Below are 11,435 nucleotides of genomic sequence, written 5' to 3'. Positions count from 1 at the left end.
ACAGAGATATTCCCCTGCCATGGGTATCACTTTGCCTGGGAGGCTTGATGGTGAATTTCATCACTCCCTATCAGCATCTACAAACTGTAAGAAGTTACTCAGGCTGGTTTCCCATAACGATCGATCAATCCCAATCAGTTGGTGATGCCCTCCATCGGGTGCAATTACCAATTGTTTGGGGGCAGTTATTTGCTGAAAGAGAGCTTTGACCTCCTGCACCGATGTCCACGGATCTTGCTGGCCCTGCATGACTAAGGTGGGGCATTGCACTGCTTGGGCAAATTCAATAGGATTGTGGCTAAATCCATTGACACCATGCTGTATGCCTCCCCAAAAGACGAGTAATTCTGCTAGGGGGAATGGGGGGATTTGGTGATGCCGCAGGCGGCTGCGGACGGCATCCATAAACCGGGCAAAGGGGAGTTCAATAATGATGGCATCGGGCTGGAGGTTTTGGGTTGCGATCGCATTCAGTATCGCCGCACTCCCCATAGACACGCCATAGGTAATAACCGGTGGCTGTAGATTCAGTGAGGGCAATGCTTCAAACGCAACGACAACATCCTCCGCTTCCCGCATCCCCACGGTAGTGCTATACCCACTCGATCCTCCCACCCCTTGATAATCGACCAAGAGCGAGTCATAGCCCAATTGAGAAAAAGATTGAGCGGGACCGATGAGCTGCTTGTCCTTTGTACTGCGATTGCCTGGGAACAGTACCACCGTTCCTTGAGAGGTCCCTGTAGCTGGAATCAACCAGGCTTCTAACCAGTTGGATGCATTGACGGGCAATCGATGGGTAGAGTAAGTTAAGCCCCTTTCCTGGGGAGTACGAGTATTGACGGGTTTAGGAAAACCAAGCCCCCCTTGTCCTGGGGCTCGAACATGGGTGAGGGCATAGGCTGCCAGGTAAGTGCTGACATTGATGCTCATCACTAGAAAAAGACTGACCCAAAGCAATCGCTGACGCCAAGGGTATTTTCGAGATTCTGAAGATGGGCGCCTCAGCTGCTGCTTCATGACCCCTGCTGCTAAGAAGCAGGCCATACTCCCACCGCCTAGAAAGGCCAGGACAGGTTTTAGGGGCAGCTGCCAAGCATTAATGATCTGTAATCCATGTAAGACTATAACCAGCAGTCCAAGGCTGATCAGTAGTCCCACCATGACCTGCCCAGCTTTGATCAGAGCGTGATACGGATTAGTCATGGGAGTTGTGCATTGGTACCATGATCGATGGCCTATCCCTTGCCTGCGGCCCATATTGTCACCCCCAAGCTAACCTATGAAGCCCTCTGTTATTTTTCTCGATGCTGTTGGCACCTTGTTTGGGGTGCGAGGGACGGTTGGGGAAATTTATAGCCACTTTGCGGCCCAATCAGGGGTCCAAGTGGATCCTAAATTGTTAAATCAAGCCTTTGTGGAGAGCTTTTTTGCCGCCCCTAAATTCGCCTTTCCGGGCGTTGCGCCCCCCGACTTACCTGCACAGGAATTACTTTGGTGGAAGGCGGTGGCTGCCCGTGCCTTTCAACAAGTGGGTGCCTTCTCAGACTTTACGGATTTTGATGCTTTCTTTCAGATTTTGTTTGATCACTTCGCGACCCCAGAGCCTTGGTTTGTCTATCCTGAAGTGCCGCAGGTCCTCCAAAAATGGCAACTGCAGGGTATTCAATTAGGGGTGATTTCTAACTTTGACAGCCGCTTACATCCTGTTTTAACCGCTCTAGAGTTGAGTGACTATTTTGAAACCGTTACTAGTTCTACCGCAGTTGGCTCAGCAAAGCCAGACGCTCAGGTATTCGCAGCCGCATTAGCTAAACATCCAGTGACTGCTAACGGCGTTTGGCATATTGGCGATAGCTGGCAGGATGATTATCAGGGCGCTGAACAGGCAGGACTCCGAGGGGTATGGTTGAATCGAGCAGGAAAATCCCCCCCCGGACCGACCCACACAGAAATTGCAGATCTATCCCGATTGGCGTTGACCTCGGAGCAGTAACAGCACCCCAAGTACAAGGGAAGGCGTCAGAACTACCCCTAAGGCCAACGGATTGGAGCTGGAAATGGGTAGGAGAGGACCTAGATCTTTGATAGCGACCGATAGGATAGTGGAAAGGCCCAATACCTTCAGTACAAAGCCGAGACTGCTTTTACCACTTTGAGGAGGGGCGTTTTCGGGTTGTGGCATAATCCTGTGTAATCCTGCCTGGTGCAATGCTGGGAATATCCCCTTAACAGTACCGTAAGCCCTGTCTAGATATCTGCTTTGGTGACCGATGAGTCAAATCTTGCTAGTTGATGATGAGGTTGAACTAACTGATGCCCTGAGCCGTTTGCTCAAGCGGGAGGGGTATAGCGTAGATGTCGCCAATGATGGTGAAGCCGCCTTACTCGCCGTGCAGCATCAGATCGGACAAGGGCAGCTGTATGATTTACTGATCCTCGATTGGATGCTACCCAAATTGTCGGGGATTGAAGTGTGTCAGGAGTTGCGATCGCAATCCCAACTCACCCCCGTTTTATTCCTGACGGCCAAGGATACCCTAGATGATCGGGTCCAAGGGTTGGATGCTGGCGCGGATGACTACTTAGTCAAGCCCTTTGAATTGAGAGAACTACTAGCGCGCGTGCGGGCCCTCCTGCGTCGAAGTGAGCAGTTCCCTCAAACGTCATCTGAATCTCTATCCCAGCGCCTCCAAATGGAAGGACTAGAGCTGGATTTGGAAAGCCAAATTGCCTATTGTCAGGGGCAGGCCATTACCCTGTCCGAAAAAGAAAGCCAGCTGCTCACCTATCTAATGCAGCACCCCCACCAATTGCTCACCCATGACCAGATTTACCAGCACCTATGGCCCAGTGGAGATCAACCCAGTAGCAACGTCTTAGCAGCCCAAATTCGGCTTCTGCGCCGAAAGATTGCCGCCAAGAACTCTCCACCGCTTATTCATACGATATATGGCAAAGGATATTGGTTTGGGTCCAAGGTAGAGACTGAACCGTAATATTTGTGGTGATGGAATAACAGACATTTAAAAATAAAAAAGCTCTTGAGAGTCTTGCCGTGTTTCGACCTCAAGAGCTTTTCATCTGAATCACTCCTCACTGGCTTAAGAATATCTTGAAGAACGTCTCTTAATGACATAAAAGTGACACTTTTTGGAGTGTCACCTCACTTTTCTAACCTATAGCAGATCGCGCTAATCTGGTCCGATTTACTCATAGAAAAGGATGGAGATTCAGCTTAGTTGTATGCCTGGGTTATTAAGGCTTTGACTATTGCCATCGATTTAAATTGAGATGCCCTAAATCATGAATTATAAGGGTTAGATTCTCGCAGTAGACGGAAGTCATGGGATGTTAACAGCTGCCATTCTCTTGCTATTTTTCTGCTGGGGTTCCCTGACGATTTCTAGTTGAATTAGTCCCAGTTTGATTCCCTCGTATTTTAGGCAGTAAGCAGTCTAGCCCATTACATAGTCTTGCCATCTGAACTGTTTGTAAGAGCAGCTTTGACACAATTTCTTGAGGAAACTGACTTTATGAAAGAGACCGAATCACTATCCAGGGTTTAATGACTTCTGCCACCCATTGTTTCTTCAAAGGATCGGTTTGGGAATGATTAGGCGCTTTCACTAAAGCCATCACTTTTTCGATTTGTTGAAAATTGGCAGATATATTGATAGCCTGCCGTAAAAAATGGCGCAGTGCTCGACGCTGTAATGCGACGGGAGCAGATTGGAGTAAGTCCCGATTAATATATCCCCAATATTGTTCTGTTTCAGATAAGACTGGGGGAGGACTGGGCAGGGCAATCGTCAATAGTTTCTGGGTTTCTGCTTCCAGAAAATCAACATCAGCTTGCAAGATCTCTGCAGTATGAGCAAGGGTTGTTTCAACTTGTGGATTGAAATGGGTCTTGAGATGAGGCAGGACTTCTAACCGAATGCGATTTCGGCGATAGGCCAGTTCCTGATTCATGGCATCCTGCCAGATAGGCAAGTTTCTCTGTTGGCAAAATTCTCCGGTCTGGCCTCGGGTTACGTCTAGCAAAGGCCGCACGAGCTGCACCCGATCTGAGAGGGGACGCTGCCAACTTAAGGCTTGTAATCCATCCGTGCCGCTGCCTCGCATTAAGTTATACAGCAAGGTCTCGGCGCGATCGCTGGCGGTATGGGCAGTCACTACAAGGGGATGCCCTTCCTGCTGGGCAATCTCTGTCAGCATCTGATAACGCCATTGGCGTCCGGCAGCTTCGCTTTTGAGTTCCGTGGTGGCTCGGTGTAAAAAGTAGGGTAACTGATATTGGTGGGCAATTTGGGTGACATGGCGGGCATTGGCATCAGAATCTAGAGGCCAGCAATGGTCGCCATGGGCAATCGCTAGTTCCCAACCCCATTTGGGCTGTAGATCGACTAAGAGTTGTAAGAGGCAAAATGAGTCTTGTCCACCCGAAAGTGCGATTAAGATCCGCTGTTGCACTGGCAAGAGTTGTCGCTCTTTCAGGATGTGGTGTAGGTGTGCATGTAGTGGAGTCCAAGGGGCAGATTTAATCACGGCAGGTCTCTGGGGACAGCTTATATTTTGGGGAAGACCTATATTTATTGCAGATTAACTTAAGGGTTGAAAGCATTTTTCTAAAATGAGAGTAAAGTCTGTTTACAACCATTTTTGGTGATGGAAACAAATACTAAGAAAAATAAGAATTTTGGGTGGATAGATACATCTTTTAGCCGAAATGCCATACTTGGGAATAAGAGAGTGTAAGCAAGATCACATCTTAAACCCTCAATCAATTGTCGAACGGTTTAGCTTCCAAAACTTTCATGGTGGACTCACAAGATCATTACAGTGTGCTGCAGGTGTCTCCACAGGCGACTCCAGCGGAGATCAAAACGGCTTTTCGTCGACTGGTTCGCCAGTATCATCCTGACTTAAACCCTAATAATCCCAGAGCTGCAGAGGTTTTTCAAAGAGTATGTACGGCCTATGAAGTACTGAGCAATCGCGAGCAGCAGGTTATTTATGACCCGAATGATCGTTCTCGATCTCCGTTTGTAGAAGAACCCGGTTCTGTTGTTCTCCAAGATGCTCAACAGTATTTTATGCAAGGGGTACAAAAGGCAAATAGACGAAATTATGCCACTGCGATTGCTGATTTCACCCAGGCGATTCACCTAGATAAGAGTTATTTAGAAGCTTATATGGGGCGATGCCAAGCTCGGTTTGCCCTCGGTCATAATCGGGAAGTGTTGCAAGATTGTGATCATATTTTGAGCATTCAGCCCCAATCGGCTCAAGCCTTCTTTTTTCGGGGACGATCTTGCTATCGCTTAGGCCATTTAGATCTATCTATTGAATCCTATTCCCAAGCTATTGCCTTAGAAAAAGACTATGCTCAAGCGTTTTATCATCGAGGCATTGCTCACATCAAGGTGAAGGAGCGCTTGGCGATTCGTGATTTACAAGCGGCTGCTAGTTTGTTTCGACAGCAGGGACATATTGGCCATTACCAACGGGCCATCGCAACTCTAAAAGATCTCAATCGCAAGCCCGCCAATATCGTATTCAACCTGCCTCGGAATGGGGCAACCGTGGCAACCGCTGCTGTGACGGCCTTACCTCGCCTGCTGGTTAATCCTAGTGGTGCTGCTCTAGAGGTTTGGAAAAGCCAGCTGCCCTATCAATCGATTGGGATTAGCCTAATTGGTGCTGGACTGGCCATGGGCGGTGTGGTGGGGGGAGCCCATTTCTTTGCCCCTGAGACTTGGACCGTGTCTGATGCCCAACTGATGCTGCTCAGTGTGGTGGCTTTCTCTAGCCTAGTGTTGGCGGGCAGCCTTATCCGTCGGATGGTGGGGAAAGGTGGAAGCTGGTCTGGGGATTTGCTAGTTGCTGGGGCAGCAATGCTGCCAGTGGGAGTATGGGCGATTCTCAGTGGTCTAGCGATGCAGTTAGGTCAAATTGAGCTCATTGCCTTGAGTCTTTTTGCCTCTAGTTTTACCATTCTGGGCTTATACAGTGGCTATACCAAGATTGGTCAGATTGCTGAACCAATTGCAGCTCTGGCAGTGCCCACGATTGTGATGATTAGTTATGGGGTGACTGCCCTGCTTTATCGAGCGTTGATGCTGCAATTGGTCTAAATTTGAGAGTATCTGGAACTATCTAGAAGAACCAGCCATAGGAATGTAACCCTTTGCCTAACAGGTTGACCCCTAAGTAGCACACCCACACGACAAAAAAGCCGCCAGTAGCTAGATAAGCCGGGCGTCGTCCTTGCCAACCTCGGGTAATCCGGGCATGAAGATAGGCTGCAAACACGAGCCATGTGATTAAGGCCCAAGTTTCTTTGGGGTCCCAACTCCAAGGAGCGCCCCAGGCTTCGTTGGCCCATACTGCCCCGGCAATAATCCCCACCGTTAACAGGGGGAATCCTAAGCCAATCATGCGATAGCTCATGTTGTCTAAGGACTCCGCTAGGTTCATGCGGGTCAAAGAAAGAGAGGGCGCTGGTGGCGCGGAGACGGGGGTGAGTACAGCCGTTGCTGCCGAACTCATGGATAATCCTTCATCTAAGGTATTGGCTGCTGGTGAGGAATCTGTCGAGGTCTGGAGGTCTCGAGTGTCCCGTTTGCGGAAGCTGCCTGTGCCAATGGAACTACCTTTAAGTTCTACTGTTTGACCGAAGGTCACGATTAAAAAGGCAATGGCTAATAATGACCCCACTAATAAGGCCGAATAGCTGAGCATCATGACGCTGACATGCATCATCAGCCAATTCGATTTGAGGGCCGGCACCAATGGGGCTGACGATTGCATCTCATCCGGTAATGTCAGGGTGGCAAAGGCGGCTATCCCCATGGCTACGGGAGCGGTTGCTGCCCCGACCAACCGGCTACGGCTGAGCCATTCTGCCAGGAGATGAATGGTGGTGACCCCCCAGGCTAGGAAGAATAAGGATTCATAGAGATTGCTAATGGGGAAATAGCCCCCTTCCATCCAACGAGCGCCTAGCAAGCAAGCCATACATAGATTCGCGATGGCCATTCCGGCTGTTCCTAAGGTGGGAAAGAACGGAATGTTGGGAAAGGCCAGTCCTCCCCAGTACACCAACATGGTTACAAATAAGACTGCGAAGGAAAGATTATCAAGCTTATTCTGGAGCAGGACCAGATCCATTATTTTTATCCTTTTCTATGAATCTTTGAGCCGTAGATATATACCCATTATCCTATCGAATGATGGAAAAGGGATTGTGGAAACCTAAAACTAAGTCTCAGGCACAGGAGACTGGAGTTTTAAAAAGGCCATTTGGGCCGCTGCTTTCTCGGCTGCTTTTATAGAGTGCCCTTTACCCACCCCCAATAATTGCTCTTGGAGCCAGACTTCGGCGGTAAAGCGCTCATCCATCACTTTGTTAGGGTGCTGGGATGAGGGAGGATGCTCTTGGACTCGATATTCAGGCAATTGTTGATAGACGGCCTGAGTCCATTGCTGGAGGGCAGCTTTATAGTTTTGATAAGCGGGGTCGGTTCTGACCTGTTCTGCCTTTTGCTCCAGAGGAGTCTGGAGCCAGGGCTGAATCAGCGAGAGGTCGCCGGTGCTCAGATAAAGGGCCCCCAATACCGCTTCAAAGGCATCCGCTAACCGGGAGTCTTCGCCCCGGCGATCGTTCATGGTACTGGGACCTAGCAGCAGAAATCGATCCAGACCATAGTTAGCGGCTAGAGTCGCTAGGTGGCGATCGCTCACCAATACGGAGCGAATTGCAGACCATTCTCCTACGGCCCCCTGAGCATTTTCTGTTTGTAGGAGAAGGGCTGCTATCAGACGGACGACGGAGTCCCCCACGAACTCTAATTGTTCATAATTGGCCTGACCAGAGGCAGAAGGGTGCGTCAGAGCTAGGTCTAGTAGCTCCCAACGAATGGGAGCATTCCCCGGTAGCCCCAGGCGCAGGATCAATTTTTCTAGCTGTCGTTGTCGTTGAGGGGGGCAACTTGCCATTGATTGGGGAAGAAAGATGACGTTTAAAACCTAGGGGTATACACCCTGAAAAATAGAGGGAAGAGCAGGCGGTAAGCCGGGTTCTGTTCTCTTTCTCCACCAGGGCATTTGCCCATGATGGGTAGAAAGAGGGTAGTTATCTATCTGGGACGCCTGTTGCCAGACGCCTCTAGCGGCGCTACAAACGAGAACGGGGAAAAGACCAACCGTTGCTCTCTGCCTTGCTCTCCACCGGGGTTTACCGAGCCAACGCCTCTCGACGTTGCTGGTGCGCTCTTACCGCACCCTTGCACCCTTACCTGTGAATGTTTTGCTACAAAATAGCGAAACAAGCCATCGGCGGTATGTTTCTGTGGCACTCTCCTCACGGTCACCCGCACTGGGCATTACCCAGCAAGTCTGGCCTTTCGAGAGCCCGGACTTTCCTCAGACTTGCGATCGCAAGTCCGCAACCACCTACTCCTACTCTTCCCATCTTTTACATAGTCTACATAGATATATGCCCATCCATCAGGAAGGTGTCTGACCAGTAAGGTTCCACCAGGCGACTGAGGGGTCAATAACCTGTACTATTTTGAATATTTATTGGAGAGAATCTTAAAAATAATAGTGATATTACAAGAATGTTCATAGAATTGTGATAATTGGTCTGTGCAGATACTGGTTAACAGCTAGGTATCCTCCTCCCCATGGGAATTTCCTTTTGTGGCTGTGAATACCGAACCACTTTGTAATGGCAATATTCTTTCCTTGCGCATAAGCCAAGGCTTCTCTTAAACGACAGTCTCATTCTTGCTGGTGTTCAAAGAGATGATACTCAGGACATGCTGTTGTCAAAAGCAATCAATGCTTTTGAACATCGATTTAAAAGCGACTGGTCATTAACGCCTATATATTTTGTTGGAGGCTGAGTACATGAGACCCAAACGATCTACTTCTATTTCCAAGTTAGCGATGGTAGTCACTTTGGGTGTCTCCTCGGCCATACTATTGTCTGAATCGGATTGGCAAAGGGTTCAAGCCCAGGAAGCGGCAACAACCATTCGCATCAATAATTTGACCCGCATGGCTCCGATTAATCAGACCCTTAAGCAAGGATATGAAACTCAAACCCCAGGTGCGACGGTCGAGATTAAGCGTCAGCAGGCTGATGCTCCCCTCCAGGTAGAGGGCCAACAGGCTGATTTAGCGGCTATTAGTCGCCTCCTCACGGAGGAAGAGAAAGGGCAAGGCTTAGTCCAAGTCCCTGTCACCCGGGAAAAAATTGCAATTGTTGTGGGTAAAGATAATCCCTTTGCCAAGGGGTTAACTATTGACCAAGTGGTTAAAATTTTTCGGGGAGAAATCACGAATTGGTCCCAACTGGGAGGCCCCTCCGCCCCTATTCGTGTGATTCATCGCCCGATTGCCAGCAATCTTCAAAGTACGTTGCAAACCTATGAATTGTTTCGAGCCGCTAACTTTGAGGCAGGTGGCCAGATTGTTCAGCTCGATCAAGATAACGTTGCGGCCCTGATGGATGAATTGGGTAAGGATGGCATTAGCTATGCCCTTGCCAGTCAGATTGGCGAAGCTGAAGCGATTCGCCCCATCTCCATGTACGACACTTTGCCCGATGATCCGCGGTATCCCTTTTCTCAGCCCTTTACCTATGTCTATGAAGGTATGCCCACTATCTCGACTAAAACGTTTTTAGACTTTGTGGCCTCTGCTCCGGGACAAGCAGCGATTGCGGAAGCAAAGACCCAATCTGCTATCGACGACACCAGTGCTAATGGTTCATCAACCAATGATTCTGCGCAAGATGGAAAAACAGATACCAATGCTGGATCTGCGGATAATGCTCAGTCAGATAATACTCAGTCAGCCAATACATCTTCGGCATCATCGGATGGTTCTTCTACCTCTAACCCGGATGGAACGGGGGCATCAACTGTTGCGAGCACGGATACGGCAGGAGAAGCCCAAGACACGTCTGGAGGGTTAGGGTGGCTACCCATTGCTCTAGTCACGTTGGTGTTGGGAGGGCTAGTGGGGGGTGTCTTAAAAACATTGCTGGCAAAATCTAAGCCGAAACCAGCCCCGAGACCAGCCCCCAATTATGCTGAAAAAATAAGACCCACTCGTATTCAAGCGCCTGAAACAGAGTTACAAGAAATGCCAAACTCCTCCCCTTCAGTGCCGGTGGGTGAGGCAGGAAGTAGCCCCCTTTCCCCTGAAAATGTGGTTTTGGGAGCAGCGGCAGCGAGCGCAGTTAATGAGATGGCTACGCCCTCTGAAACGAAACTTCAAGGATCAGAAACTGAGCTGCAGGTCTCAGAAATGGAACCGCAGGTCCCGGATGAGCGGGTAGATATTACGTCTAGGGAGCTACAGGCAAAAACGCGTATTCAAACTCCTAAAACTGAACTGCAGGATACACCGCCATCCCAAAGAGGTCCAAAGACCCAGATCCAAGATCCGACTGCCACTCAACTGCAAGTCCTTGACAGTGAAGATTTGGCAGCCAGTGCAGCACTAAACCTCGACTCTAGTCCCACTCAGCTTTACGATCCAACGGCTACCCAGCTACAAGATCCGAGTAATACCCAACTTCAGGAGCCTCATCCGACTCAGTTACAAGACTCAAGTCCGACCCAGCTGCAAGATCTTAGTGCTACTCAGCTTCAGGAGCCTAATCCCACTCAGCTGCAAGACCCCAGTTCGACTCAGTTACAAGACTCTAGCCCTACCCAGTTGCAAGATCCTAGCGCTACACAATTACAAGACCCTAATCCCACTCAGCTCCAAGACTCGAGTCCGACCCAGCTGCAAGAGCCTCAACAGGCTTGGATGGAAGATGTCGATAATCCTTTTGGCATCGATTCACCGCCCACTCAACTTCAAGATCCAAGGCAAACTTGGATTCAAGATGAAGAGCTGTCCCCCACCATAGAGGCGGATACTCCTCAGACTCCAGATCCGAGGCAAACTTGGATTCAAGATGAGGATTTCCCTGAAGGAATGGAACCGCAAATTTTCCAAACACTAGATCCCAAGCAGACGTGGATTCAAGACGAAGATGAAGGCTGATCAGAGTCTTTTTTGTACAAAAAAAATTTAATTAAGCGGCTCTAAGTTGCTTGACCACGCTATTGACCCAATTGCATACCCTTGGGAACTTCGGTTGCTACTGCTTCGACAGGTAGGTGATAAAGCCTTTTTGGGTACTATCCTTCTGGAGCGGGTTCTGATACTCTATCCAGAGTTAGAAACCGACTCAAACTGATAAATGTTCTGTTTTATAACCGAGAACAAAAAATCCACTTCAAAATCCATAGGTTTAAGTTAATCTTGTAAAACTCAAGCTTCAACCTGGATCTGACGGATTTCTTTTTTTAGTTTGGGAATAATACTTATAGAGCATTCATCGTCATCAATCAGGGCGCTGG

Annotated in this window: 9 protein-coding genes and 1 other RNA gene; 4 read left to right on the top strand and 6 right to left on the bottom strand. The window is 49.1% G+C overall.

The window, feature by feature from the left end:
* Positions 1-60 precede the first annotated feature (60 nt).
* Positions 61-1,206: an alpha/beta hydrolase gene (locus I1H34_RS20125; protein WP_212662739.1), complete on the bottom strand. Its 1,146-nt coding sequence runs from the start codon at positions 1,204-1,206 to the stop codon at positions 61-63.
* A 76-nt stretch (positions 1,207-1,282) separates the two neighbouring features.
* Here I1H34_RS20125 and I1H34_RS20120 point away from each other — a divergent pair, with 76 nt between their 5' ends.
* Positions 1,283-1,996, top strand: a complete 714-nt coding sequence (locus tag I1H34_RS20120) for an HAD-IA family hydrolase (RefSeq protein WP_212662738.1) — start codon at positions 1,283-1,285, stop codon at positions 1,994-1,996.
* Here the strand turns inward: I1H34_RS20120 and I1H34_RS20115 are convergent.
* On the bottom strand, positions 1,964-2,185 hold the full coding sequence (locus I1H34_RS20115) for a hypothetical protein (RefSeq protein ID WP_212662737.1): 222 nt from the start codon (positions 2,183-2,185) through the stop codon (positions 1,964-1,966). The two genes, I1H34_RS20120 and I1H34_RS20115, sit on opposite strands and share 33 nt — an antisense overlap.
* An 88-nt stretch (positions 2,186-2,273) precedes the next feature.
* Here I1H34_RS20115 and rppA point away from each other — a divergent pair, with 88 nt between their 5' ends.
* The gene (gene rppA / locus I1H34_RS20110; protein WP_212662736.1) at positions 2,274-2,999 is read left to right on the top strand and encodes a two-component system response regulator RppA; all 726 of its coding nucleotides are present in this window, start codon (positions 2,274-2,276) and stop codon (positions 2,997-2,999) included.
* 535 nt (positions 3,000-3,534) lie between these two features.
* Here the strand turns inward: rppA and tilS are convergent.
* On the bottom strand, positions 3,535-4,551 hold the full coding sequence (tilS, locus tag I1H34_RS20105) for a tRNA lysidine(34) synthetase TilS (RefSeq protein ID WP_212662735.1): 1,017 nt from the start codon (positions 4,549-4,551) through the stop codon (positions 3,535-3,537).
* A 269-nt stretch (positions 4,552-4,820) separates the two neighbouring features.
* Here tilS and I1H34_RS20100 point away from each other — a divergent pair, with 269 nt between their 5' ends.
* The gene (locus I1H34_RS20100) at positions 4,821-6,140 is read left to right on the top strand and encodes a DnaJ domain-containing protein (protein WP_212662734.1); all 1,320 of its coding nucleotides are present in this window, start codon (positions 4,821-4,823) and stop codon (positions 6,138-6,140) included.
* 22 nt (positions 6,141-6,162) lie between these two features.
* Here I1H34_RS20100 and ccsB read toward each other — a convergent pair whose 3' ends face one another.
* From ccsB to rnpB, 3 genes are all read right to left on the bottom strand, one after another.
* Complete coding sequence (gene ccsB, locus I1H34_RS20095; RefSeq protein WP_396124657.1) at positions 6,163-6,996, bottom strand: c-type cytochrome biogenesis protein CcsB; 834 nt, start codon at positions 6,994-6,996, stop codon at positions 6,163-6,165.
* Positions 6,997-7,266: 270 nt separating this feature from the next.
* Entirely contained in the window at positions 7,267-8,004 is a 738-nt protein-coding gene (gene rnc, locus I1H34_RS20090) for a ribonuclease III (RefSeq protein WP_212662732.1), read from the bottom strand.
* Positions 8,005-8,060: 56 nt separating this feature from the next.
* Positions 8,061-8,474: RNase P RNA component class A (gene rnpB / locus I1H34_RS20085), an RNA gene on the bottom strand.
* Positions 8,475-8,919: 445 nt separating this feature from the next.
* Here rnpB and I1H34_RS20080 point away from each other — a divergent pair.
* On the top strand, positions 8,920-11,076 hold the full coding sequence (locus I1H34_RS20080; RefSeq protein WP_212662731.1) for a substrate-binding domain-containing protein: 2,157 nt from the start codon (positions 8,920-8,922) through the stop codon (positions 11,074-11,076).
* Positions 11,077-11,435: the final 359 nt, after the last annotated feature.

It is taken from the genome of Acaryochloris marina S15 (assembly GCF_018336915.1).
Classification (GTDB): Bacteria; Cyanobacteriota; Cyanobacteriia; order Thermosynechococcales; family Thermosynechococcaceae; genus Acaryochloris; species Acaryochloris marina_A.
Note: the sequence above shows the minus strand (reverse complement) of the source record. Positions and strands in the feature narration are given on the sequence as shown.

Excerpts from the sequence above, each read along its gene's own strand:
- I1H34_RS20125 (WP_212662739.1), bottom strand. The coding sequence starts at position 1,206 with ATGACTAATCCGTATCACGCTCTGATCAAAGCTGGGCAGGTCATGGTG.
- rppA (WP_212662736.1), top strand. The coding sequence starts at position 2,274 with ATGAGTCAAATCTTGCTAGTTGATGATGAGGTTGAACTAACTGATGCC.
- I1H34_RS20115 (WP_212662737.1), bottom strand. The coding sequence starts at position 2,185 with ATGCCACAACCCGAAAACGCCCCTCCTCAAAGTGGTAAAAGCAGTCTC.
- I1H34_RS20120 (WP_212662738.1), top strand. The coding sequence starts at position 1,283 with ATGAAGCCCTCTGTTATTTTTCTCGATGCTGTTGGCACCTTGTTTGGG.
- rnc (WP_212662732.1), bottom strand. The coding sequence starts at position 8,004 with ATGGCAAGTTGCCCCCCTCAACGACAACGACAGCTAGAAAAATTGATC.
- I1H34_RS20080 (WP_212662731.1), top strand. The coding sequence starts at position 8,920 with ATGAGACCCAAACGATCTACTTCTATTTCCAAGTTAGCGATGGTAGTC.
- ccsB (WP_396124657.1), bottom strand. The coding sequence starts at position 6,996 with ATGGAAGGGGGCTATTTCCCCATTAGCAATCTCTATGAATCCTTATTC.
- I1H34_RS20100 (WP_212662734.1), top strand. The coding sequence starts at position 4,821 with ATGGTGGACTCACAAGATCATTACAGTGTGCTGCAGGTGTCTCCACAG.